This is a genomic window from Aquipuribacter sp. SD81 (genome assembly GCF_037153975.1).
Classification (GTDB): Bacteria; Actinomycetota; Actinomycetes; order Actinomycetales; family JBBAYJ01; genus Aquipuribacter.
In genome coordinates this window covers 224,782-250,756 of the sequence record NZ_JBBAYJ010000001.1, presented here as the reverse complement: position 1 = coordinate 250,756, position 25,975 = coordinate 224,782, and the positions used below count along the sequence as shown (strand labels likewise).

Below are 25,975 nucleotides of genomic sequence, written 5' to 3'. Positions count from 1 at the left end.
TGGGCGCCGTCGTGCTGGCGTGCAGCGGCCTGGTCGCTGCCACGACCGCCGCGGCGCAGGCCGCCGAGGTGGCCGCCCCGACCGACGGCCTGCTCGCCGAGTACGTCTTCGACGCGACGTCGGGGACCACGGTGGCCAACGACGCCGGCGGACCCGTCGGCGGCGCCCGCGTCGTCAACGGCACCGACGACCGCTGGACGGGTACCTCGTTGCGGTTCACCGGAGGCGCCAAGACCGGCACCGGGACGTGGGTGGAGCTGCCCGACGACATGCTCACCACCGCGACCTCCGCGACGGTGACGATCGAGACCCGCATCGACGCGTCGATGCGGAACAGCTGGAACTTCCTGTGGAACGTCGGCAGCGAGTCCACGAGCCAGTACTGGTTCGCCTCCGTGCGCGACAACCCGCGCACCGCCGTCACCACCAGCGGCAGCGGCGGTGAGGTCAACGCCCGTTCCGGCTCGCCGTTGAGCGCCGACCGCTGGTACAGCCTCACCTCGGTCATCGACGGCGACGCCGACCGGATCACCTTCTACGTCGACGGCGAGCAGGTCGCCTCCGCCCCGACCACGCTGACCCCGGCGTCGATCACGAACCAGACGCTCAACACGATCGGCCGGGCCCCCTACCCCGACCCGCTGTTCCGCGGCGAGGTCGCGACGTTCCGCGTCTACGACCGCGCGCTCGACGTCGACGAGGTCCGCGAGGTGTCGGACACCGACGCCGCGATCCACGCCGACACCTTCCAGACAGCGGCGCGCGCGGCGCTGGACCGGGTCGTCGACGTCACCCTCGACGACACCGTCACCAACCTGCCGGACTACGGCGGCACCGTCTCGTGGTCCTCGACGGACACGTCGCTGGAGGTGTCCGCGGACGGCACGTCCGTGACCACCGACCTCCCGACCGCCGGCGGCGAGCCCCGCAGCGGCACCCTCACGGCGACCGCGAGCGTCCGCGGCGTGAGCGCGTCGCGCGAGGTGACGGTCACCGCCGAGCCGGCCGCCGAGCCGGACGACGACTACGGCTACCTCATGGTCCACTTCATCGAGGACCCCGCCGGCTACGCCGAGAAGATCTACCTCGACGTGTCCCGGGGCGACAACCCCGAGCAGTGGGACCCCCTCAACGGCGGCGAGCCGATCCTCGCCTCCGACCTCGGCACGACCGGTGTCCGCGACCCGTACCTCACGTACAACCCGGAGACGGGCACGTACTACGTCATCGCCACGGACCTGCGCGTCTTCGGCGGCAACCAGGGTTCCGGCAGCTGCACGTCGTGGTGCTGGTGGAGCTCGCAGGGCAGCACGAAGCTGAACGTGTGGGAGTCGCAGGACCTCGTCACGTGGAGCGACCTGCGCCAGTTCGACGTCGCCGTCGACGACGGCATCGAGCAGGCCGAGCTCGGCATGGCCTGGGCGCCCGAGGCCACGTGGGTCGATGACTACTACGCCGACGGCCGCGGCGCGTTCGTCCTGTACTGGTCGTCGAACCTGTACGACGACGCGCAGCACACCGGCAGCACGTACTCCCGCGTGATGTGGGGCGCGACGCCCGACTTCACGCAGGAGACCTACGACTTCGGCGGGGTGTTCATCGACGAGGGCGGCAACACCATCGACACGACGATCACCCAGCACGAGGGCACCACGTACCGGGTCACCAAGGACAACACCTTCGGCACGGGGCTGTACTACGAGTCGACCACGGCCGAGCGCTGGTGGGAGCCGGCGGCGGAGTGGACGCAGATCCAGGACCGCATCGGGGCGGAGTACGCGAATGACAACCCCGGCGGCGTGGAGGGTCCTGCGATCTTCAAGGCGCACGACGAGGAGCGGTGGTACCTGTACGTCGACGTCATCCCGATCGTCGGCTACCGGCCGCTCACGACGACCGACCTCGACGCGGGCTGGGAGCTGCTGAGCTCCCCCGACTTCTCCATGGCCCCGAGCACCAAGCACGGCGGCATCGTCGGGCTCACCCGCGAGCAGTACGACGAGGTCCGGGAGGCCGACGCCACCGGTGCCGTCACCGAGGACCTGGGCAGCGTCGGGGTACCGGCGGACGCCGACGCCGCAGCCGTCCGGGCCGCCCTTCCGGCGACCGCCGAGGTGACGCTCGCCTACGGCCGCGGCACGGCCGAGCAGCCCGTCGAGTGGGACGTCGCGAGCGTCGACGCGTCCACACCCGGCAGCTACGAGGTGAGCGGCACCGTGCGCACCATCGGAGCCAACCTGAACGCGTGGGTGGGCGCCAACGGCTCGACGGCCTACGGTGCACCGGACCGTGAGCTGTACAGCACGACGGCCATCCCGGTGAGCGCACGGGTGGTCGTCGGCGCCGCCGAGGGTGTCGACGTCACCGCCACCGCGTCCACCCGCTGCGTGGCGGGGCGCGTCGCGCTCGTGGTCCGCGCCACCAACGAGCACGACGCCCCGGTGCGGGCGGTCGTCGAGACGCCGTACGGCACCCGGGACCTCGGCACCCTCGAGCCCGGTCGCGGGTCGTCGGTGGCGCTGTCCACCCGGCAGGCGTCGGTGCCGGCGGGCTCGGCGCAGGTCACGGCGACCGCGGGTGGGGCCGAGGGCAGCGCGACCGCGGACTACGCGCCTGCCACCTGCTGAGGTAGCGGCACGACCGATGAGTCGGACGTCATGGGCGGGTCTCCCCGCTCATGACGTTCTCTCATGTCCTCGCGGGCGCGGTCGTGTCGGACCTCGACGCCGCCGAGACCTGGTACACGACGCTGTTCGGCCGCGGCCCTGACGCCCGCCCCATGCCCGGCCTGCTCGAGTGGCACCTCGCGTCCGGGTCCGGGCTCCAGGTCTGGCGGGACGCCGACCGCTCCGGGGTGTCGCAGCTCGTCCTGGGCAGCGACGACCTCGACGCCGAGGCGAGCCGGCTGCGTGAGGCCGGCATCGCCCTCGACGGCCCGGAGCCGGGCGGCGGCGCCCGCATCCTCCGGCTGCGCGACGCCGACGGCAACCTCGTCGTCGTCACCGGGACCTGACCGGCGCCCGGGCGGGCAGCCCGTAACGGGGTCCGGCGCGCACGACGACGCCCCGCCGAGGCCTGGGCCTCGGCGGGGCGTCGTCGGTCCGGCGCGTCAGCCGCAGCTGGTGGTGGCGTACCCGACCCGCTGGGTGACCGTGCGCCCCGTCGCGTCGGTGGCCCGGACGTCGACGGAGCCGGCCGCCACGGAGGCCAGACGTGTCGTGATCGCAACCGAGGTGCTCTGCCCGTCCACGAGGCGGACCGGCCCCCGGCGCCCGTAGGCCGAGCCCACGCTGACGGTGACGGACCCGCTGCCCGTGTTGGCGACCGTCACCGCCAGGACGACCTGACCGGCGACGCACCGGGTCTGCACCCGGGCGCCGACCGACGGCGAGTCCTCGGCGACGGCGACGGTCGTGGTCGTCGACGTCGACGCGGCCACCGGCGCGAGCCCCGCGTACGAGGCGCTGACCGGCACGGCCGTGCCCGCGGTGAGGTCGTCGGGCACGACCACCTCCCCGACGTGGCGTCCGTCCCGGTCGGTGAGCACCGCGTCGAGCGTCCGCCCGCCGATGCTCACCTGCACCGCCCCCGCGACCGGACCGCCGTCGTCGGCGGTCACGACCACGCGGAGGGTGTCCCCGCCCTCGAGGACGGCACCGTCGGAGAGACCCTCCAGCGTCGTGGTCGTCGCCACCTCGGTGACCTCCTCGCCGCGCGCGGACTGCCACTGCTCGAGCGTGACGGGCATGACGCTGCCGTGCCGCGACGTCGGCAGGGACCCCGCGACCGTGCGCCAGTCCGGGTCCGCGAGCGACTCGCTGAACAGCGGCAGGTAGCCGGCGCCGGTGAAGTCGTCGACGAAGAGGTAGAAGCCCTCGTCGACCCCCTCCGGCAGCGACGTGTCGCCGGCGTTGGCGCGGAAGATCGTCGGGCCCTCCGTGGTCCGGGTGGTGTTCCGCGCCCGCTTGGAGATGCAGCTGGCCTGCGTGGTCCAGTCGTACTCCCCGGGCACGGTCAGTGCCCGGATCGACGGCGACGACTCCTGCGTGATGTCGACGCAGCCGGTCACCTCCTTGGTGAACCGGTAGAACGTGCCGTCGTCCTCGATCATCGTCGTGTCGATGCGGTCACCGGCCTCCTGCCACACCACCGCGTCGGAGAAGTGGACGAAGTCGCGCGTCGTCGCGTACATCACCTTGGAGTACGTCGAGTTGGGCGTGCGCGCCTTGTCGTATGGACGCGTGGCGTCGGGGTAGACGCGCGAGGACCAGTACACGACGTACTCCTGCGCCGCCTCGTCCCAGTACGCCTCCGGTGCCCACGTCATCGACGCGAAGGGCCCGGAGACGCTGACGTGGCGCTGCTCGGACCAGGTGCGCAGGTCCGTGGACTCCCAGATCTCCAGGTGCGTGCTGCCCTCGTCGAGCGCCTGCGTCCACGACGTGCCGCTGCCGATCGACAGGTCCGTGGCGATCATGAAGAACCGGTCGCCCTCGGCCGAGCGCATGACGAACGGGTCACGGAGCCCACCCGTGCCCTCGGTGGAGGACAGCACCGGCTGACCGCCGTTCAGCACGTCCCACGTCATCGCGCTGTTGCCCCGCGACGCCGCGAGCGAGATCCGCTCCCCCGCCAGCGTGTCGCCGGTGAAGTAGGCGAACAGGTAGCGGCTGTCGACCGCGGGTCGTGGGGCCGCCGCGACGGTCACCTCGAAGGTGCGGGTGACGGCAGAGGTGCCCTCGCCGACCGTGGCGGTCAGGGTGACCGTCTCGTCCGGCCCGCCCCACGCCGGTCGCGTGACGACGCCCGGCGCCGCGGCGCCCTCGACCTCGTCGGTGATGACCGTGTCGTCGGAGGACTGCCACCGCACCGGGGCACCGGCCTCGCCCTGGCCGGGCAGGTAGAGGTTGCCGAGGGCCCGGTCCGGCACCTGCAGCGCCGCCCCGTCCGCGGCGACGTCGGCCTCGGTCAGCGCCGGGACGCCGACCGTGAAGCTGCGCGCCGCGGTGGCAGGCACCCCGCGGGCGGCGGCGGTCGCGGTGAGGGTGACCGTGGCGTCGGGCTCCCCGACCGCGGGCCGGCTGAGGTCGCCGTCGCCGGCGAGCACCGACGGGTCCGACGACGCCCACGAGATCCCACGGAGCTCGAAGAGGTCGATGTCGTCCGTCAGGGTCGACGTGTCGCCGAGGTCGACGGCGGCCAGTGTGCGGTCCGCCACCGCGCGCAGGCTGTCGGCGTGCGCGACCGCGTCGTGCTCGGACAGCTCGACGACCTCGTCGTCGGCCAGGGCACGGTCGTAGACCCGGAAGGCCCCGACCGCCCCCGCGAACAGCGGGTCGTTGTACGGCGCCCGCCCGATGGTGCTGAGCGTCTGCGCGATGTCCGACGGCGTCGCCGTCGTCGTGCCCACGCCGGAACGCTGCCCGTCGGTGTAGAGCGTGATCGTGCCCGCCTCACCGTCCACGACCGCCGTCAGGCTGTGCCACTGCGCGGCGGTCATCGCGTAGCCCGTACCGCTGCTCTCCCCGCCCGAGCCGCCGGTGGTGATGGCCGAGCGCGGACCACGGGTGGTGGCGAACCAGTACTGCTGCGTCGACTCGCTGCCGATGTTCCACAGGAAGTGGTTGCTGTTGAGCATGGTGGCGTCGGCGCGGACGTCGACCGACACCGTGGCCGACTGCGCGTCGGCCAGCAGGTCGTCCGGCAGCTCCACCCAGTTACCGGTCGACGACTTCGCGCCGCCGGTGAACCGCAGCGTGCCCGGCTCCGACCGCTGTGCGGCGGCGTAGTTGCGCACGACCGCGTCCAGCGGGTCGGCGGCGGTCACGTCGCCGTCGGCGCTGTTGCGCACCGCCTCACCGTCGGCCTCCTCGAAGAGGTACTCCGCGACGAGACCGTCGCGCAGCGCCCCCTCGGCGGGGGCGCCCGCGGCGGTGGTGACGGGCACCACCACCGCGAGCGACCCGACGAGCGTCACGGCGGCGACCGTCGCGACCGTGCGGCCGGCGCCCCGACCTCCGGCCCCCGTCACGAGCACGAGAAGGCGTCGAAGGACACGGTGCTCGAGACCTCGACGGTCTCGCCGTCCACGACCGCCCCGACGTCGAGGGTTGCCGTACCGGCCTCGAACGCCGTCCGCCGCGTCGAGAACGCGTAGGACACGCTGCGACCGGCATCCAGCGACGCGGTCGCGCGGCTGCCGTAGGGCGAGGTGACCTCGGCGGACACCGAGACGTCCTCGCCGTTGGAGAGGGTGACGACCTGCACGGCGCGACCGGCCACGCACCGGGCGGTCATGACCGCCGAGACGTCGAGCTGCTGGGTCTCGCGCGGCTCGACCACGACGGTCACCGACACCGTGCGGTTCTCCGGCGCCACCTCCTCGTCACGCTCCATGTCGAGGATCGGGAGGCCGTCGGCGGCGAAGTGCACCCGGCGCACGAAGGTGTCGCGGCCGGTGAGCCCGAGGTTGCTCGTGCGGGCGTGGTAGACGTACAGCAGGTTGTCGTCCTCGTCGTAGGACCACATGCCGTGGCCCGGGCCGAGCTGCCACTCCCCCTCGAACATCTCCGACTTCTGGATCGGGTAGTTGAGGGGCTCCCACGCCGCCGGGTCGGTCAGGTCGGCCCCGACCTCGGCGGTCAGCAGGCCCGTGGTGTACGTGTCCCCGACGAGCGAGCCGGAGTACAGCATGTAGACGACGCCGTCACGGATGTGGACGTTCGGGCCCTCCGCGATGGTGTTGTCCCAGGCGTAGACCGGGGCGTAGATGCGGACCGGCGGCGAGGTGAGCCGCGTCGGCTCCGACGGGTCCACCCGCGCGATGAAGACCGCGCCGACCTGCTGCCAGGCGTAGTACGACTGGTCGCCGTCGACGAAGTACGTCATGTCGAGCGAGATGTTCTGGATCGGGTTGAGGATCGAGCCGTCGGCGCGCACGACGTACTCCGGCTCGCTCCAGCTGGCGGGGTCGGTGGGCTCGAGGTCGTTGCCCTCGGCGTCCTTCTGCAGCTGGATGATGCTCGCGCGGCCGGTGAAGATGTCGGGCTGGCCGTTGGAGCCGTCGTAGCACGGCATGAACAGGATCGACAGGTAGCCGTCGATGACGTGGATCTCCGGCGCCCAGAAGCAGCCGGTGATCACGTTGCCGTAGGCGTCGGTGTCGCCCTCCTCCAGCAGGTTGACCTCGGTGCTGCGACCGTCCGCCAGGCCCTCGTCGGACAGGTCGTCGATGGTGTCGGCGGCGCGGAAGGGCATGAAGACGCCGTTGGTCGGGTTGACCGGGTTGAGGTTCAGGTCGTTGGTGGCGATGAAGTAGTAGCGGGTCCGACCGTTCCAGTCGTGCGTGAAGATGGTCGGGTCGGCGCGCTCGTCCGAGAAGGGCTCGGGGTACTCGGGGGTCCGGACCTCACCGGTCACCTCGTACGTGCCGGGGGTGTCGGTGTCGACCGCGGCCAGTGCCGCCTCGTCCCACGTCACGGCGCGGCTCGCGGTGGAGCCGTCGTTGTACGTGAGGCTGACCCGCTCGGGCAGGTCCGCCGTGGTGAGCTCGGCGCCCTCCTCGACGGTGACGTCGTCGGAGGACTCGACCCCGGTGTTGTAGATGGCCTCGAAGCGCACGCGCAGCGCGTCGGCCACGTCGACCGTCACGGGGAGGGAGTTGCCGGTGGCGTAGTTCGCCACGCCGGTGTCCGCGACCCCGGCCGTGGCGGTCACGACACCCCGACGGACCTCGCCCCGGGTGGCGGGGTCGGTGAGGTCACCGAAGGTCGTGTACTGGGCGGCGCCGGCGTCGGAGGTCCACGAGACCACGTAGAGGTCCGAGGCGCTGTCGAACACGACGGCGGGGTCGTTGACGCCGCTCGTGACCCCGAGGTCCACGAGCCCGACCTCGGTGTAGGAGCGCAGGTCGTCGCTCGTGGCGAGCAGCATGCTCGAGGCCTGCGAGGGGTCGACGCCCCCGTTGCGCAGGGTGCGGGTGGCCACCACGCCGAAGCGGCCGTCGGCCAGGTAGAAGGCGTGGGGGTCGCGCAGGCTGCGGATGATGCCGCTGCTCGTGCCGCCCGGGGCCGGCGTCGAGGCCGTGCGCGCGAACCAGATCCCGTAGTTGCCGTTGAGCGGCGACCACGTGCCGTCCTCGGCCAGCGCGAGGTGCATGCTCAGCGCCACGTCGGCGTTGTTGGCCTGCGCGGCGCTGGTGGGGGTGCGGGAGTACGCCAGCAGCTGCTCCGCGGTCGCCGGGAGCACCCGCACCGCGAAGGTGCGCGTGGTGGTGGCGCCCGTGGCGGAGTCGGTGACCTCGACGGTCACGGTGCCCTCGACGGGCTCGTCGGAGCCGGAGACGACCGCGCCGTCGACGACGTCGACGCCCTCGGTCGCGGTGACCTCGGCGGTGGTGCCGGCCGGGGCGGGCGGGAGCGCCGTGCCCGAGGCGACGACGGGCGGCACGACCATCTGCTGGGCGAGCCGCTCGACGCGCTCGTCCGGGGTCTCGTCGGACGGCTGGACCGTGACGGTGATGGTGCGGGTGGCGCTGATGCCGCGGATCGACACGGTCGCGGTGAGCTCCACCTCGACCGCCGGCTCGCCGGTCAGCGGGGGCTCGACCGAGCCGTCCGCGGCCACGACGTCGGGGTCGCTGGAGGTCCACGTCACCCGGCCCGCGGCCGTGGGCAGGTCGATGTCGCCGCTGGTCTCGAGGTCGGTGAGGTCGAGCCCGGTCAGGACGGCGTCCGCCTGTGCCCGGATCTCCTCGGCGTGCGCCTGCACGTCGGTCGCGGAGACCTCGGCCACCTCGGCGTCGCTGAGGGCACGGTCGTACACGCGGAACGCCGAGATGGCACCGGCGAAGAGGGGGTCGGGCCACGGCGCGCGGCCGATGGTGTTGAGGGACTGGTCGACGACGTCGGCGGGGGTGCGGGCGACGTCGCCGCGCGCCACCCGGGTGCCGTCGAGGTACAGCGAGGCGGTGGCCTGGGAGCCGCTGCCGTCCACGACGGCGGTGACGTTGAACCACTGGTTCGCCGTCACGCCGCAGGAGCCGGACTGCACGAGCTGCTCGGTGCCGCCGGACTTGATGCCCACGAGCGGGGTGCGGCTGTTGCCGCAGTTGAGGGACGTGAAGAAGTACTCGGTGGCCGACGACTCGTTGCCGACGTTCCACAGGAAGTGGAAGGTGTTGAGCATCGCGGCCGACGCACGGACCTCCGCGGTGACGGTGGCCGAGCGCTCGCCCAGCAGGATGTCGTCGGGCAGCTCGACCCAGTTGCCGGTGGACGTCTTGGCCCCGCCCCGCAGCGTGAGGGCCGAGCCCGTCCAGTCCGTGGCCTGGACGTTCCGGACGGTGGCGGGCCCGAGGTCCGAGCCCTCGGCGGTGTTGGGGACGGTGGCACCGGACGTCTCGTCGAAGAGGTACTCGGCGACGAGGCCGTCGTCCGGTACGGCGGCCTGTGCGACCGCTGTCCCCGCCGAGGCGAGGACGAGGGCACCGACCACCGCGGCGACGACCGCGGACCGACGGGGACGGGAGGTTCTCATCACACACTCCGTTGCGTGCACACGCGGACACCGACGTCCGCTGTTATCGCTCACGTTAGCGGTCACATTTTGTCGTTCCAACCCACCGAACCGCCCGCGACCAGGCGGCGTCGACGGCAGGAGGGGCGGTCCGGTCGACCCGGTCCGCCCCTCCTCGTCCGCCCGCGGCACGGGCTGCGCGCCAGACCTAGGCGCAGGACCTCGCCGCGTAGGACGCCGTCACGGTGCGGCTGTCCCCGCCCACCGTGACGTCGGCCGTCACGTCGCCGGCGGGCACGGAGGCCTGCCGCGTGCTGAGGGCCACGGTCGTGCCCCGTCCCTCGTCGAGGCTCACGGTGCGCGTCCCGGCCGTCGTGGCGACCCGCACGCCGACGGCGCCGTCGTGCTCGTTGTCGAGCCGGACGGTCTGCACGACGCGCCCGGCGACGCACCGGGTGCCGGCCTCGACGGCGACCGCGCCCGCGAGGGCGTCGCCGTACGCGCGCTGCAGCGCGCGCCACTCAGCGCCGGTCACGGGCAGCACGGTGCCGTGGCGCAGGCGCGAGGGGAAGGAGTACTCCCCCGGCGCGAGCATCGTCCACTCGCCGCTCGCGAGGTCGGTCGTGGTGAACGGCACGTAGCCGCGCCCGCCGTACTCGTCGATGAACAGGTACCAGCGCTCCTCGGTGTTCGACTTGAACACCGTCGCGCCCTCGCCCTGGCTGATCGACCCGGCCCCGATCGCCTCCCGCACGAGCGTGAAGTCGTCGGCGAGCGGCCCGGAGCCGACCTCCTCGAACACGTACTTGCCACCCGGGTTGGTCGAGGACCGGTTCGCCTCGTTCTTCGTGAAGCGGTACACGTCGCCGTCGTGCTCGATCATCGTCGTGTCGATGGTCGAGTAGCCGTAGTCGATGAGGACCTCGGCCTCGCTGAAGTTCCGGAAGTCCCGGGTCGTCGCGTACAGCATCCGGTTGTACGTGCTGCCGGTGTGCTGCGGGTCGTCGTCGGCGTACAGCTTGGACGCCCAGAACACGACGTACTCACCGCGCTCGTCGTCGTAGAAGATCTCCGGGGCCCAGGCGTTGCCGGCGTTCTCCGGCGCGACCTCCGCGACCCAGCTCTCCGACCAGCTGACGAGGTCGGTCGACTCCCACACCACGATGTTGCGGCTGCCGAAGCGCTGCACCTTGTCCCAGCTGCCGGACGACTGGTTCCACATCCGCAGGTCGGTGGCGATCTGGTAGAACTTGTCGCCCTCCGGCGAGCGGATGATGAACGGGTCGCGCAGGCCCATCTCGCCGCTCGTCGACACCATGACGGGGTCCCCGTCGTTGAGGTTCATGTACTCGAGCGGGTCGTTGCCCTCGCTGAGGGCGAAGTAGACCTGCTCGCCGTCCTGCAGCCCCTCGCCGAGGAAGTGCGAGAACAGGTAGCCCTCGAACGCCGCGGGCGCCGGGAGCGGCCGCACGCGGGCGGTGAGGGTGCGCGTCGCCGTCGCCGAGCCGACCTGCACCGTGGCGGTGAGCTCGACGTCGACGCCGTCCTCGCCGGGCGCCGGGCGGGTCACCTCACCGGTCGCGGTGACGACCTCGGGTGCGGCGGACGACCACGTGACGCTCGAGCCGTCCGGGCCCTCCGTCGGCAGGAACAGGTTGCCGCGGACGTCGTCGACGTCGTGGACCACGAGCGCGGCGGCCGCCGCCTCGGCCCGCTGGGCGTCGGAGCCGAGCGGCACCACGGTGACCTCGAAGGTCCGCTGGGCCGTCGCGCCGCGCTGGCGGAGCGTGGCGGTCAGCGTCGCCGTGGCGGGCCCCTCCCCCGCCGCCGGTCGCGTGACGGCCCCCGTGGCCGAGACGACCGCGGCGTCGGAGGTGGCCCACGTGACGGCCGAGCCGCCCGGGGCCGAGGTCGGCAGCACGAGGTCGTCCTGCACGGCGCTCGTGTCACCGAGGTCGAGCGCCTGCGCGTCCGCGTCGACCGCGGGCTGCGCGTTGCCGGAGCTGACCGCCTCGACCTCGGCGGCGGACAGCGCGCGGTCGTAGACGCGGAAGTCGCGGACGCTGCCGCGCAGGTAGGGGTCAGCGGTGTAGGCGGAGCGGCCGATGTAGTTGGCCGTGGTGGTGCCGCCACCGATCGAGCCCGGGGTGATGGTGACCGCGGTGTTGCGGGCGACCTCGACCCCGTCCTCGTACAGCACGCCCGTGGTGCCGGTCTGGGTGTACGTGACGTGCTTCCACACGTCGCGGACGAGGTTCCGGCTCACCTGGGTGTTCTGCTCGGTGGACCAGTTGCCGGAGGCGATGGCCGTCCGCAGCGGGTTGCCCTCAGCGAACAGGTACCCGTTGCCGACGCCGGCCGCGGTCGTGTTGCCGATGCTGTAGATGAAGTACGCGGTGCCCATGCTGGGGTCGATGCGCACGTCGAAGGCGACCGTGATGCTGTCGAGCCCGCGGACCAGGTCGTCGGGCAGGTCGACGTAGTCGTTGCTGCCGTCGAGCACCAGCCCGGTCGGCGAGAGCTGCGCCCCGCCGAGGATCGGCGCGTCGAGGCCGTTGCCGGACGCGTCGGTGGCGGTCGTGCCGCCGTCGCCGGTGAGCGGGTAGTGCACCACCAGGCCCTCGGTCGGGTCCTCGGCGGCCTGGGCGGCGCTCGGCAGCGCCGCGGCCACCCCCAGGCTCACGGTCGCGGCGAGCGCCGCGGCCAGTGCGCGTCGGGTTCTCATGGTCGGTCCTTCCGTCGTCGGGGTCAGCCGCAGGAGCGGGCGTCGTACGTGGTCGTGGTCGTGCGGTCCGCGTCCCCGTCGGTCGCGGTGACCGTCACCTCGCCCGCGGCCACGGACCGCTGGCGGGTGGCGAGCGCGAGCGTCGTGCCGCCGGCGGCGTCGACGGTCGCGCTGCGCTCGCCGTGGGCGGTGGACACCGTGACGTCCACGGGCTCGGCCTCGGTGTTGTCCAGCCGTACGGTGAGCACCACCCGTCCCGCGACGCAGCGGGTGCCGGCGGTCGCGGTGACCTCCGGGCCGTCGGCCGGGAGCTCGATGCGCTGGGGTCCGACGCTGGTGAGCGTCGGCGTGACCGGCTGGATGAGCCCGTCGGGACCGAAGGTGAGCCGGTCGATCGTGGTCTCGCGGTTGGTGCCGTTGCCGCCGGGGATCGCGAAGCGGTGGTAGGCGATGTACCAGTCGTCCGTGCCCGGCACGTTGAGGATCGAGCTGTGCCCGGGCCCCTTGATGCCGAGCGACAGGTCCTTGCTGAGGATGACGCCGCGGTAGGTCCACGGCCCCGCCATGCTCGTGGCCGTGGCGTAGCCGACGCGGTAGTTCTCCGAGCCGGTGTCGTCGATGGCGTACGTCAGGTGGTACAGGCCCTGCCGGTAGTTGAGGAACACGCCCTCGCGGAAGTCGCGCAGGCCCTCGATCCGCCGGTAGGTCCCCGGCACGATCGACACCATGTCGTCGGCGAGCTCGGCGATGACGGGCGAGCCGTTGCCCCACGCCAGGTACCACGTGCCGGTGACGGGGTCGTGGAACGCGGCCGGGTCGATCGCCTGCCCGCTCGTGACGGCCTCGTTGTTGAGGATCATCGCGGTCGGCTGGGCCGTGAACGGCCCCTCGGGGCTGTCCGCGACGGCGACCCCGATCGTCTTGCGGTTGTACGTCGGGTTGTGGCCGGAGAAGTAGAAGTAGTACTTCCCGTCCCGCTCGATGATGGTCGGCGCCCACGCGTTGCCGGTCGCCCACGGCACGTCGCCGTCCGCCCCGTCGAGGGTGAGGAAGGGCTCCTCCGAGCGGGTCCAGTCGACGAGGTCCTTCGACGACCAGACGTAGAACTCCTGACCACCCCAGCCGGGGTAGCCGTCCGACGTCGCGTAGATGTAGTACGTGTCGCCGAAGGCGGCGATGTTGGGGTCCGCGTACAGGCCCGGCAGCACCGGGCTGCGCATCTCCAGCGCCGACATCGTCCACGCGGCCGTCGCGCCGTCGCCGGAGGTGAGGGTGTACGTGGCCGGCTCGGTGAGGTCGACGACCGTGCCGGAGGCCGGCGAGACCGTCACCCCCTCCGCGGCGGTGAACGTGGGGGCCAGCGTCGTGAGGTCCGTGCCCGGCACGACGGGGAACGTCACCGTGCGCTCCGCACCGGAGACGATCGGGTCGACCTTGAGCACGCCGGGGTCGGCGAGGCCGACGTCGACGAGCTGGTCGTCGCCGAGCAGCTCCGCCTGCGTGAGCGCCCGGTCGTGGACCCGGATGTCGTCGAAGGAGCCCTGGAAGTAGCGGTCCGGACCGTAGAAGGACCGGCCGAGCCAGCCGAGCAGGTCCTCGCCGAGGTCGTCGACGCCCGCGGACAGCTCGTCGTTGCGCCCGAGCAGGACGCCGTCGACGTAGACGGCCATGCTGCGGCCGTCCACGACGACGTCGAAGCGGTGCCACTCCCCCGCCGCCACCGTCCCGGTGACCGCCGACTCGCTCTGCCACGAGGCCTGGGTGATGGCGCTGCGCACCTCTCCGCCGCGCACGCGGAGGAAGTAGTAGTCGGTGGTGTCGCGGCCGAGGGCGAAGGTGAAGAAGTTGCCGCTCGTCAGCTCCGAGCGCACGTCCATCGAGACCGTGAGCTCGGACCGGCCGTCGAAGAAGCCGGTCGGGAAGGCCGCGTAGCCGCCCGCGCTGCCGTCCAGGCGCAGCACCTGGCCGCGCTCGGCGTCGTCGACGACCGCCGCGGAGCCGAAGGCGGTGAGGTCGGCGTCGCCGACGGAGTCCGCCAGCGTGCCGTCGTCGAAGGTGTACTCCGCGACCGGGCCCGCCGTCGGGTCCGTCGGGTCCGTCGGGTCCGTCGGGTCCGTCGGGTCCGTCGGGTCCGTCGGGTCCGTCGGGTCCGTCGGGTCCGTCGGGTCCGTCGGGTCGGTGGGCTCGTCACCGTAGGCGGCGAGCAGCCGCTCCTCCTCCGCGGCGGACAGCTGGATGACGGAGCCGTGCCGGAACCGCTGGGAGAACGAGTACTGGTCGGGCCCGCTGCCGACGCCGAGCTCGGTGAACTGCAGGCTCACGAGGCTGTCGGTGACGTGGCCGTAGTAGCCGCCGTCGTCCCCGAACAGCGCCCAGCGCCCGTCGGGCAGCTCGAAGACGGTCAGCCCCTCCATGCGCTCGCGCAGCCCGTGCGCGCCGGCCTCGCCCGCGGCCACGACCGTGGTCCACGGTCCGTCGAGGCTCGGAGCGGTGTCGATGACGGTGCGCCAGTCGGAGGTGGAGAAGCGGTAGTAGACGCCGTCCTCGACCGCGATGCTCGAGTCGATGATGTTGGGCCCGCCCGCACCGTCGCCCTGCTCGTTGAGCGAGGCCCAGACGCGCGGCTCGGAGAAGGTGACGAAGTCGCGGGTCGTCGTGACGTAGACCCGGAGCGCCCAGTCCTCGGTCCCGTTGTCGCGGCGGTCGCGCGCCGACCAGTAGACGTAGTACTGACCGGACTCCTCGTCCCACACCGCCTCGGGCGCCCACACGTTGCCGGCGTCGGGGAAGCCGGCGAAGACGATGCGCTGGTCGCTCCACGTGACGAGGTCCTCGGACTGCCACACGACGAGGTCCTGGCTCGCGTTCAGCTGGTCCCAGCCGGACCCGCCGGGTCCCCCGCCCTCGGCGTGCAGGTCCGTGCCGATGATCCAGTAGCGGTCGCCGTCCGGGGAGCGCACGAGGTGCGGGTCGCGGACGCCGAGGTCGCCGGCGAGGTTGGCGAGGACCGGCCGGTTGTCGTTGAGCTTCTCCCAGTGCAGGCCGTCGTCGCTGTGGCCGAGGAAGATCTTCTCGTAGCCGCCCTCGGTGGCGAAGTGGGTCCACAGGTAGCCGGCCGTGTAGTCCGTGTCGAGGTCGGCGGGTGCGGCGGTGACGGTCACCTCGATCGTCCGGGTGGCCTCGGTGCCCGGCACGCGGGCGGTGAGGGTGACAGGCGTGTCCTGCTCCCCGCGGGTGACGGCACCGGCCGCCACGCCGTCGACCGCCTCGGTCGTGACGACGCCCTCCGGCGTCGCGCTCCACTCGATCGGGCTGCCGTTGACCTCGCCCGTGGTGGGCAGCGTGATGTTGCCCCGCACGTCGTCGGCGTCCGGCACCGACAGCGCGTCGAGGTCCTCGGCCGCGAGCTGCTCCGCACCGGCGGCCGGGACGACGGTCACGACGAACTCACGCGTACCCGTCGCGCCTCCCCGGGTCAGCGTCGCGGTGAGGGTCACCTCGGCGGCGGGCTCGCCCGCCGCGGGACGCGTCACGGTGCCGTCGGGGGCGACGACGTCGGCGGCGCTGGAGGACCACTGCACGCTCGACCCGTTCGCGGCGGTGGTGGGCAGGCGGAGGTCGTCGGTCACGGCGCCGAGGTCGCCCAGGTCGAGGGACGCGAGGTCGCGCTCGAGCGCGACCTCGGCCGAGGGGGGCAGCGCCGCGACCTCGGCCGCGGACAGGGCCCGGTCGTACAGCCGGACCTCGCGCAGGCTGCCGGCGAGGTAGCGGTCGGCGGTGTAGACGGACCGCCCGAGGTAGTTGGCCGTCGTGGCCCCGCCCCCGATGCTGCCCGGCGTGAGGGTCACGGACGTGCTGCTCGCGACCTGCTCACCGTCCAGGTACAGCCGCGCGGTGTCGCTGGCGTCGTCGAGGATGTAGGTGAGCGTCCGCCACGCGTCGCGCGTGAGGTCCGCTCCGCTGTTCACGGTCTGCTCCGTCGTCCAGTTGCCGGAGGCGATGGAGGCCCGGTACGGCGTGCCGGAGGTGAACAGGTAGCCGTCGCCCACGCCGGAGGTGGTGTTGCCGAAGCCGTACACGAAGTACGGCGAGGCCTGGCCGGCGCGGATGAGCACCTCGGCGCTCACGGTCACCGAGCCCAGGCCCGCGAGCAGGTCGTCGGGCAGGTCGACGTGGTCGTCGACGCCGTCGAGCCGGACGCCCTCGCCCCCGGTCAGGGTGGGGCCGCCGACGTACGTGCCGTCCCGGCCGGAGCCGGACACGTCGGCCGCGACGGTGCCGCCGGTCTCGGTGAGCGGCCAGTGCGCGACGAGGCCGTCGTCGGTCGTGGCCCCCGCGGCAGGGCCGGTGGCGACGGCCGCGCCGGACAGTCCGAGGACGGCGGCGGTGACGCCGGCGAGCACGCGGCGGGAGGGGGTCCTGGGCACAGCGGGTCCTACTTCCTCGTGGGACGGGTGGCGCGGCGAGACACGGGTCGGGGTGCGAGGGGTGGGGCGGGCGGGCCGCGGGGCCGGTCGGGACCGGCCCCGCGGCTCCTACCTCAGCCGCAGCTGCGGGCGCCGTACGCCGCGGTCGTGACCGTCTCGGCCCCGCCCGCGGCCGCGGTGACGGTCACCTCGCCGGCGGGCGCCTGGGCGAGCCGGGTGGAGAAGGCGACGCTCGAGCCGCCGTCGGCCGCGAGCGACACCGAGCGGCTGCCCCAGTCGGAGCGGACGACGACCTGCACGGCACCGTCGGAGTCGTTGCCGAGGCGGACGGTCTGCACGACCCGGCCCGCGACGCAGCGGGTGTCCGCCGTCACCGACACCTGCGGTCCCGCGGCCCCGACGACCGTGACGGTCGTCGTGACAGGGCGCCGCGAGTCGTCCTGCGCGGTCCCCCGCACGGTGAACGTGCCCGGTGCCGCGTAGTCGGCGGGGTCGACGTCGTCCCACACGACCGTCGCGGTGCGGGTGGACCCGGCCGCGGTCGTGAGGGTGGCCGTCGTCGGCAGGACCGGTGCGGTCCCCGCCTCGGTGCTGACCTGCTCGACGGCGGCGTCGGTGACGGCGATCTCAGGGGCGTAGGCCCGCAGGATGCGCTCGTACTCCTCCCGCGTCACGGGGATGACCGTGCCGTGGCGCGGCTCGCCGCCGTCGGCGTTCTGCGGCAGGTTCTCGCGCAGCTTGCTCCCCAGCGGCGTCCACGACCGGGAGTCGAGGTCGTCGGTGCCGAACGGGATGTAGTGGTTCGGGCCGCCGTGGTAGTCCGGCTGGTCGATGAAGAGGAACCAGTCGAGCCCGTTCACGTCGCCCTCGTTGGCGCGGAAGATGTTGGCCCCCTCACCGCTGGAGAACGTCCCGCCGGGCTCGCCGTTGGGCAGTCCGGAGGCGACGCGCTCCTGCACGAGGGTCCACTCGTCCGCCGGTCCGGTGGTGCCGGGAAGGGTGCCCTCCACGGTGTCGAGCAGGTCCGTCGACCTCTCGTGACGGATCGTCATCGACGCCTCGTCCTTGGTGAAGCGGTGGTAGACGCCGTCCTCGAGGGCCACCGTGGAGTCGATCATGCCCCGGCCGGCGCCGCGGCGGACGTCGATCCACTCCGTCGGCTCCGAGAAGGTCCGGAAGTCGTCGGTGAGCGCGTACATCATGCGGTTGTAGGTGACGGCGGTCCGCGCGCTCGCGTCGGTCGTGTCGTAGAGGTTGGACGCCCAGAACACGACGAAGGTGTCGAGCTCCTCGCTCCAGAACGCCTCGGGCGCCCACGTGTTGCCGGCGTAGTCCGACGACACCTTGACGTGGCGCTGCTCGGACCAGTTCACGAGGTCGTCGGACTCCCAGACCTCGATGTAGCGAGAGCCGCGCAGCTGCGCGGTGGCGAAGCCGCCCGGCAGGCCCGCGACCTTGAGGTCGGTGGCGATCATGTAGAACGTGTCGCCCTCGGGCGAGCGGATGATGAACGGGTCGCGCAGTCCCTCGGTCCCGAGGTCGGAGGAGAAGACCGGCTGACCGTCGTTGAGGGTGTTCCAGTCCAGCGCGTCGTTGCCCTTCGACGCCGCCAGGCTGACGCGCTCGGCGCCGTCGCCCTCGCCGGTGAAGAAGGCCCAGAAGTACGCCTCGGTGTCGTCGGTGCCCGCCGGCAGCGCCGGGAGCGTGAGGCGCCACTCGCGGGTCCGGGTGGCCGAGCCGGAGCGGACGGTCGCCACGAGGACGGCCTCGGCCGCCTCCTCGTCGGGGGCGGGGCGCTCGACCACGACGGTGCGCGAGGTGTCGGTGACCCCGTCGCGCAGCGACACGCGGTCGGCGCCCTCGCCCACCGACCACTCGACCGTGGAGCCGTTGGCGCCGGTCGTCGGCACGGCGAAGTTGCCGCGGACGTCGCCCGGCTCGTCGACCTCCAGCGCGGCGGCGTCGAGGTCGGCGCGCACGTCGTCCGACAGCTCCTGCGGCACGACCACGGTGTACGTCGCGGTCCGCGAGGCGTCGCCGACGGTGAAGGTGGCCGTGAGCGTGACGGTGGCGTCGCCGGAGCCGGCGGCGGGTCGCGTGACGGTGGCCTCGCCACCGGACACGGCGATCGCCGGGTCGTCGGAGACCCAGGCGACCTGGGTCCCGTAGCTCGTGGTCGGCAGGGTGAAGGACGCGGTCGCGCCGGCCGGCACGTCCGTCCCGGCCACGGCGCGCTCCAGCGCCTGCTCGCCGAACAGCGCCTGCACCTCGGCGGCGGCGAGGGCCTCGCCGTACACGGCGAAGTCGTCGACGTCGCCTGCCCAGCCCGGGTCGTTGTAGGTGGAGCGGCCGAGGTAGGCGACGAGCTGGGTGCCGAAGTCGGCCACGTCGCGCGCGATGGCGGTGTCGGAGACCTGCTGGCCGTCGACGTAGACCCGCAGGCGGCCGGCGGCGCCGTCGACGACCGTCGTGTACAGCGCGGCACCGCTCGGGGTGCGCACGCCCGCGGTGGGGGTCGCGGTCGACCCCGGCCCGACCTCCGTGGTCCACGGGGAGCCGGCGCTCACGCTGTTCGTCACGACGGACTTCACGTAGCCGCTCGGGTTGGCGGGGTTGAGCAGCCAGTAGCCGGAGGAGAAGGACGCGCCGGCGGCCACGGGCGCCCCGACGAAGGCCGCGGCGACGTTGCCGGGCGCGGAGCGCGGGGACAGCCACGTCGAGAACGTGAGGCTCTCCTGCCCGACGAGGCCCGCGGTCGGGACCTCGACGTAGCCGGCGGACGCGGCCCCGCCGCCCGGCAGGCTGAGGACGCCGTCGGCGGCCTGCGCGCCGGACTGGCGGACGGTGGCGTCGTAGCCGTTGCCGCTGACGTCCGGCACCGTCGTGCCGGCGGCGGCCGACGTGAGCCCGTCGAAGGTGTAGTGCAGGAGGGGGGCCGGTCCGTCGTCGACGGTGGTCGACGCGCTGGCGACGGGCACCGACACCGCGGCGAGCGCGAGGGCGCCCGCGGCGGCGAGCGCGCAGGCGCGACGGCGGAGCGGGGGGGACGAGGGGGACGGCATACGACGGGCCTCTATTCCTGTGAGGAGCCCGTGGCACGAGGGGCGGGCTCCGTTGCACGACCGGTCGCGGCCTCACGTCGGCGTGGGCCACGCGTTGTTAGCGGGAACAACACAGTCAGCCTATAGCCGTGACGGGCTGTGTCAAGAAGCATCCGGCGCGGCGTCGCGCCGGCCCTGCTCCCGCGCCGCCTCGAGCATGCTGTCGAGCCGGCGGCGCGAACGGCGCCGGCCGGCCAGGAGGCTGACGAGGACCAGCACGACACCCGCCAGCAGCAGCAGCTGCGGCCACGGGACGGCCCACAGCACGGTGCTCGCGGCCACCGTGCCGACGGGTGGGCTCGCGCCGTCCATGGTGGCGGCCTCGGGGTCGACCACGACCTCCAGCGGCACGTACAGCAGCGGCCACACGCCACGCACCTCGACCTGCAGGCGACGCTCGTCGCCGGGCAGGAGCTCCTGCCGCGTCTCACCGGCCGGCGGGAAGGCACCGCGACCGCCCGCACCGCTGGCCGCGCCCTGCACGAGCAGCCGGGTGTTGCCGTCGTTGACGACGTCGAAGGCCACGACCGCGGCACCCGGCCGGAAGGGGTTCCACGAGGTGTCGTAGGCGGCAGCCACCACGTCGACGGACGCCGCGGGCGCGATCTCGCCGGTCACCCGGGTGAGCACCCGGAAGCCGACGCGGCTCTCGACGCCGACGCTCGCGCCGTCGTCGGCGGTCTGCGTGCTCAGCACCGACGCGGTGATGCCCGCGGCGTGGTCGCCGGGCTCCGCCCGCTCGGGCACCGTGACGGTGAAGGGGACGACCTCGGTGCCCCCGGCCTCGACCGTGACCTCGCCGGGCAGGTCCACCCACGTCCCCGCGGCGACGGACTCCTGCCCCGACGCGAGGACGTCGAAGCGGCCGTTGCGGGTGTAGAAGCCGTCGGCCGCGGCCAGCCGGAAGGTGATCTCCCGGTCGCTGAGGTTCTCCACCTCGAACCGGTCCTCGGCCCGCTCCCCCGGGTCGAGCGTGAGCTCGACGGACGTGCGCTCGTCCCGTCCGTCGGCGTCCGCCGGCCCGACCGACCAGCGGAGCTCGTCGGCCGGCGCCTGAGGCGGGGCGGCCTCGGACCCTGCGGCCGGGGCGTCCGGCGCGGGCGCCGTGGCGCGCGCCGGCAGCGCCCCGAGGACGGCGGCGAGCGCCACGACGGCGACGACGACCAGGCGCGCGCTCGCGCGCGGGCGGCGGACGGACATGCCCGACACCGTAGGCAGGGACGCCGGGACGCCGTCGGGCGGGACCGCGGCGTGCGCCGCGGTCCCGGCCGACGGGGTCGAGCGGTCCTGGGGACGGCTCAGTACGAGTCCTCCCACAGCGTGAGGGTGAGGGTCGCGGAGTAGTCGCCCGCGGGGACGTCCTCGGGGGTCTTGAGGAAGAGGTCCGCGTTGGCCTGCCACGTGCCCGTCGCCGCCGCCTCGGTCGAGTCGAGCGCGAGCGCGAGGAGCTCCTCGCCGACGAGGCCGACCGCGTCGGGGCCCTCGTCGAGGATGGTGAGCACCTGGTCGCCGGCGGCGACCTCTCCGTCGTTGTCGGTGAGGACCTCCGGGGTCCAGCCGAGGTGGCCGGCCGGCAGGGTGGCGTCACCCTCTGCGGCGGTGAAGTCGGACGACTGGCCGGTGACGTACCAGTAGGCGCTCTCGGGGGCCACGTCCCGGTCGTCGGTGACGGTCACGGTCGGCAGCGTGCCGTCGAAGCGGCGGATGCCCTCCTCGTCGGTGTCGACCTCGGCGAGCTCCGTGCTGCTCGAGGCGACGCTCATGGTGAGGGCGCCCGCGGGCTCCAGGCCGTCGATGGTGACGCCGATCTCGACGTTCTCGGCCTCGCCGTCGACGGGGTCGGCGAACGCGGCGCCGGCCACACCGGTGAGGAGGACGGCGCCGGTGACGCCCGCGACGGTGCGGGCGAGCAGGCCTCGTGTGCTCATGTCTGTGTACTCCACTTCCCGGCCGTCGTCGGCCGGTCGTCGTGCGGGCACCCGGTACCTCCGGGCGCCACGTCGAGCGGTGACGTCAGGCGCGACAGCCGTCCGCGGTCGCGGCAGCTGGTACGCGGTAGCGCTCACCTGGCCACGACACGGGCACCTGTCCTCCACCTCTCTGTGGATCCGTCGTCGGATCGACGCGCTCACCAGGCAGGTTAGCCACACCCTGTTAGCGAGAACAAGCCCCTGCGCGGAAACGGCTCGACCCGTCCGGGCGCACGGGGTCACCCGTCGTGGCCGACGCCCCGCTCAGGCGGGCGCGGCCGTGGACGCCCGCACGACGAGGTCCGGCCCGATGACCTCGTGCTGCGCGACGTCGGCGTCCTCGATCGCGGCGATCACGCGGCGCAGCGCGAGCGCACCGAGCGCCGCGAAGTCCTGCCGCACCGTGGTGAGGGGCGGCAGGAAGTGCCCGGAGTCGGGCAGGTCGTCGAACCCGACGACGCTGACGTCCTCGGGCACCCGCACCCCGCGCTCGACGAGGCCGTGCACGACGCCGAGCGCCATCTGGTCGTTGCTGGCGAAGACCGCGGTGGCGCCGTCCAGCTCGCCGCCGACCGCGACCTCGTACCCGCGGTCGGAGGTCCAGTCCCCCGCGACGGGGTCGGGCGGCGCGACCCCGGCGTCGGTGAGGGCCTCCTGCCAGCCCTGCACGCGGCCGCGGGCGTCGTACCAGTCCTGCGGCCCGGCGAGGTGGTGCACGGTGCGGTGCCCGAGCGAGAGCAGGTGGTCGACGGCCAGGCGCGCACCGAGCCGCTGGTCGACGGCGAGCGTGTGCATGCCGGGCTCGGGCTCGGCCTTGATGAGCAGCGTCGGCAGCCCCGTGCTGCGGCGGCGGAGCAGGTCCAGGGACGACTCCCGCGGCGCGATGACGCACAGCGCCTCGCAGCCCTGCGTGACGAGCTCCACGACACCCGTGTCGACCTTCGACGTGTCGTCGTCGATCGAGAACGAGCTCACGGAGTACCCGACGTCGCGGGCGGCGCTCTCCAGCGCCCGCAGCGTGCTGTTCGGCCCGTGCTGCACCGGGCTGTCGACGAGCACGCCGATCCGCATGGCGCGCCTCGTCGCGAGCGCGCGCGCGATGGAGTTGCGCGTGTAGTTGGTCTCCTCGATGGCCTTGAGGACCCGCTCGCGCGTGGACTCGCGGATGTTGCTGTGCCCGTTGAGCACGCGGGACACCGTCATGTGGGAGACGCCGGCCGCCTTCGCGACGTCGTAGATGCTCGGGCGCTGCCAGCCGGACCGCGTCACCTGCTCCGGCACCGGCCTCACCTCGCTCCACCCCGGCTGCTCGTCGTCGACGCGCGTCGACGTCAGCAGCATATGGCCACGCGCACGCCCGCCCGTGGGAACGCGTCCACGAACGCCCGTCCGGGTGCCTCGTCGCGGTCGTCAGACCGGCCAGACCGGGTGGCGGCGCTCGGAGAACTCCCGGTGGGTGCGGGCGGCGTACGCGAGGCGCCGCACGAGGTCGGCGCGGAGGTCCTCCGGCTGCACGACCGCGTCGACGACGAGGTCGCTCGCGAGCCGGCGGAGGTCGACGTCCTCGAGGTACTCCTCGCGGCGCGCGCGCACGAACGCGTCGCGCTCGGCCGGGTCCTCGATCGCCGCGATCCGGTTGGCGTACACGGCGTTGACCGCCGCCTCCGGACCCATGACGGCGATCGCGGCCGTCGGCAGCGCGACGCACGCGTGCGGGGCGAAGCCGGGCCCCGCCATGGCGTACAGCCCGGCGCCGTAGGCCTTGCGGAGCACGACGCTCACCTGCGGCACGGTCGCCTCGCTGACGGCCGCGACCATCTTCGCGCCGTGGCGGATGATGCCCGCCCGCTCGACCTCGCTGCCGATCATGAAACCGGGGACGTCGGCGAGGTAGACGAGGGGGATGCCGAACGCGTCGCACAGCGTGACGAACCGGGCGGCCTTGTCGGCGGAGTCGACGAAGAGCACCCCGCCCTTGACCGCGGAGTTGTTGGCCACGACGCCGACGGTGCGGCCCTCGAGGCGCGCGAGCCCGACGACGAGCTCGGGGGCGAACAGCGGCTTGATCTCGAAGAAGGAGTCCTCGTCGACGAGCCCGTCGATGACGACGTGCACGTCGAACGGCTCGGACTCGCGGGCGGGCACGTCGCCGGTGACGAGCGGGCGCAGCGGCGGCTCGGGGGTGTACGTGGGCGGCTCGTCGCGCCACGTGGCCGGCAGGTACGACAGGTACAGCCGCGCCTGCTCGATCGCGTCGGCGTCGTCGGCGGCGAGCAGGTCGCCGCAGCCGGAGACGGTGCAGTGCATGCGCGCGCCGCCCATCTCCTCCAGCGACACCCGCTCCCCCACGACCATCTCCGCCATGCGGGGGCTGCCGAGGTACATGGACGCGTTCCCCTCGACCATGATCACCAGGTCGCAGAACGAGGGCACGTAGGCCCCGCCCGCCGCCGAGGGCCCGAACAGGCAGCAGACCTGCGGCACCTTGCCGGACAGCGCGACCTGGTTGTGGAAGATGCGCCCGGCACCGCGCCGGCCGGGGAACAGCTCGACCTGGTCGGTGATGCGCGCCCCGGCGGAGTCGACGAGCCACACGATCGCCAGCTGCTCGCGCAGCGCCACCTCGGTGGCCCGGACCATCTTCTCGACCGTCCGGGCGCCCCACGAGCCCGCCTTGACCGTGGGGTCGTTGGCGACCACGACGACCGGGCGCCCGTCGACGGTCCCGCGGCCCGTCACCACCCCGTCGGCGGGCAGGCCCTCGGCGGCGCCGTTCGCGAGCCGCCCGTCCTCCACGAAGGAGCCGTCGTCGCACAGCAGGCCGACGCGCTCGCGCACGGCGAGCTTGCCGGCCGCGTCCAGCCGGGCCCGTCCCCGCTCGTCGGGGGCGGCCGTGCGCCGCTCGGCCTCGGCGAGCCACTCGCCGAAGGCCGGGCGCGCGGTGCCGGTCCCCCCGGTGGTGCCCGTCATGCCACGGGCAGGCCGAGGCCGCGCGCGAGGACGAGCTTCTGCACCTCGCTCGTCCCCTCGCCGATCTCGAGGATCTTCGCGTCGCGGTAGAAGCGGGCGACCGGGTACTCCTCCATGAACCCCGCACCGCCGAACACCTGCGTGGCCACGCGCGCGGCGTCCATGGCGACGGTCGAGGTGAAGAGCTTCGCCTTGGACGCGGCCTCCTTGACCTGCGCGCGGGTCGCCCTCCCCTCCGCCTGCCGGTCCTTGAGCCACGCCGCCTTGTAGGTGAGGAGGTGCCCGGCCTCGACGTCGGTGGCGAGGTCGGCGAGCGGGAAGGCGACGCCCTGGTTGCGACCGATCGGCGCGCCGAAGGCGACGCGGGTCCTCGCGTACTCCGTCGCGAGGTCGAGGCACGCGCGGGCGGAGCCCAGCGCGAGCGCCGAGATCGCGATGCGTCCGTCGTCGAGGGTCGCGAGGAACTGGCGGAAGCCGTCGCCTCGGGCCCCGAGCAGGTGGTCCTCGGGCACACGGGCACCCTTGAACGCCAGCCCGTGGGTGTCGGAGGAGTTCCAGCCGAGCTTGCGGTAGGCCTGCTCGACGACGAAGCCGTCCGTACCCGCCGGCACCATGATCGCGGAGATCTCGGGGCCGCCGTCCTCGCGCGTGCCCGTGCGGGCGGTGACGGTGACGACGCTCGTCAGCTCGGTGCCGGAGTTCGTGATGTAGCTCTTCGCGCCGTCCAGGACCCACTCGCCGTCGACGAGCTCGGCGCGGGTGCGGGTCGCCCCGGCGTCGGAGCCGGCCTCGGGCTCGGTGAGCCCGAACGCCGCGAGCGCGCGGCCCTCCACGAGGTCGGGCAGCCAGCGCTGCTTCTGCTCGTCGGTGCCGAAGGTGAGGATCGGGTTGATGCCGAGCCCGACGCCCGCCGACAGCGTGATGCCGGCGGACTGGTCGACGTAGCCCAGCTCCTCGATCGCCACGCACAGGCTCGTGAAGTCGCCGCCCGCGCCGCCGTGCTCCTCGGGCACGACGAGGCCGAACAGGCCCAGCTCGCCCATCATCGGCACGAGGTGGGCGGGGAAGTGGTGCGTCTCGTCCCACTTCGCGATGTGCGGCGCGATCTCGGCCGCGGCGAAGTCCCGGACGACTGCGCGGAGGTCCTCGTGGTGCTCCGCCAGTGCGAACGTCATCGGTCGCTCCCTCTGGGCGGCCGAGGGGTGGTGGCCGCTCCGCGGCGAGCCTAGCCCGGGTGCCCTCGCGGACGGTCCTCGCTCGCCCGGG

At 73.4% G+C, this 25,975-nt stretch carries 12 protein-coding genes; 2 read left to right on the top strand and 10 right to left on the bottom strand.

Features of this window, described 5'->3' with window-relative positions:
- The first annotated feature begins 11 nt into the window (after positions 1-11).
- On the top strand, positions 12-2,627 hold the full coding sequence (locus WAA21_RS01150) for a LamG-like jellyroll fold domain-containing protein (RefSeq protein ID WP_336920887.1): 2,616 nt from the start codon (positions 12-14) through the stop codon (positions 2,625-2,627).
- 50 nt (positions 2,628-2,677) lie between these two features.
- Entirely contained in the window at positions 2,678-3,013 is a 336-nt protein-coding gene (locus WAA21_RS01145) for a VOC family protein (RefSeq protein WP_336920886.1), read from the top strand.
- Positions 3,014-3,109: 96 nt separating this feature from the next.
- Here WAA21_RS01145 and WAA21_RS01140 read toward each other — a convergent pair whose 3' ends face one another.
- The 10 genes from WAA21_RS01140 to WAA21_RS01095 all read right to left on the bottom strand — a co-directional run bounded on the left by WAA21_RS01140 (position 3,110) and on the right by WAA21_RS01095 (position 25,884).
- The gene (locus WAA21_RS01140; RefSeq protein WP_336920885.1) at positions 3,110-5,977 is read right to left on the bottom strand and encodes an immunoglobulin-like domain-containing protein; all 2,868 of its coding nucleotides are present in this window, start codon (positions 5,975-5,977) and stop codon (positions 3,110-3,112) included.
- A gap of 50 nt (positions 5,978-6,027) precedes the next feature.
- Complete coding sequence (locus tag WAA21_RS01135; RefSeq protein ID WP_336920884.1) at positions 6,028-9,537, bottom strand: family 43 glycosylhydrolase; 3,510 nt, start codon at positions 9,535-9,537, stop codon at positions 6,028-6,030.
- A 187-nt stretch (positions 9,538-9,724) separates the two neighbouring features.
- Entirely contained in the window at positions 9,725-12,241 is a 2,517-nt protein-coding gene (locus tag WAA21_RS01130; RefSeq protein WP_336920883.1) for an immunoglobulin-like domain-containing protein, read from the bottom strand.
- Between the two features lie 23 nt (positions 12,242-12,264).
- Positions 12,265-16,668 (bottom strand): family 43 glycosylhydrolase, encoded by a 4,404-nt coding sequence (locus tag WAA21_RS01125; RefSeq protein ID WP_336920882.1) that lies wholly within the window; start codon positions 16,666-16,668, stop codon positions 12,265-12,267.
- A 113-nt stretch (positions 16,669-16,781) separates the two neighbouring features.
- On the bottom strand, positions 16,782-19,730 hold the full coding sequence (locus WAA21_RS01120; protein ID WP_336920881.1) for an immunoglobulin-like domain-containing protein: 2,949 nt from the start codon (positions 19,728-19,730) through the stop codon (positions 16,782-16,784).
- A gap of 141 nt (positions 19,731-19,871) precedes the next feature.
- On the bottom strand, positions 19,872-20,969 hold the full coding sequence (locus WAA21_RS01115) for a WxL protein peptidoglycan domain-containing protein (RefSeq protein WP_336920880.1): 1,098 nt from the start codon (positions 20,967-20,969) through the stop codon (positions 19,872-19,874).
- Positions 20,970-21,067: 98 nt separating this feature from the next.
- The gene (locus tag WAA21_RS01110) at positions 21,068-21,697 is read right to left on the bottom strand and encodes a hypothetical protein (RefSeq protein ID WP_336920879.1); all 630 of its coding nucleotides are present in this window, start codon (positions 21,695-21,697) and stop codon (positions 21,068-21,070) included.
- A 306-nt stretch (positions 21,698-22,003) separates the two neighbouring features.
- Positions 22,004-23,080, bottom strand: a complete 1,077-nt coding sequence (locus tag WAA21_RS01105; RefSeq protein WP_336920878.1) for a LacI family DNA-binding transcriptional regulator — start codon at positions 23,078-23,080, stop codon at positions 22,004-22,006.
- Between the two features lie 69 nt (positions 23,081-23,149).
- A complete protein-coding gene (locus WAA21_RS01100; protein ID WP_336920877.1) occupies positions 23,150-24,709 on the bottom strand; it encodes an acyl-CoA carboxylase subunit beta in 1,560 nt (519 codons plus the stop codon).
- Positions 24,706-25,884 (bottom strand): acyl-CoA dehydrogenase family protein, encoded by a 1,179-nt coding sequence (locus WAA21_RS01095; RefSeq protein WP_336920876.1) that lies wholly within the window; start codon positions 25,882-25,884, stop codon positions 24,706-24,708. The genes WAA21_RS01100 and WAA21_RS01095 overlap by 4 nt, the downstream gene beginning before the upstream one ends.
- Positions 25,885-25,975: the final 91 nt, after the last annotated feature.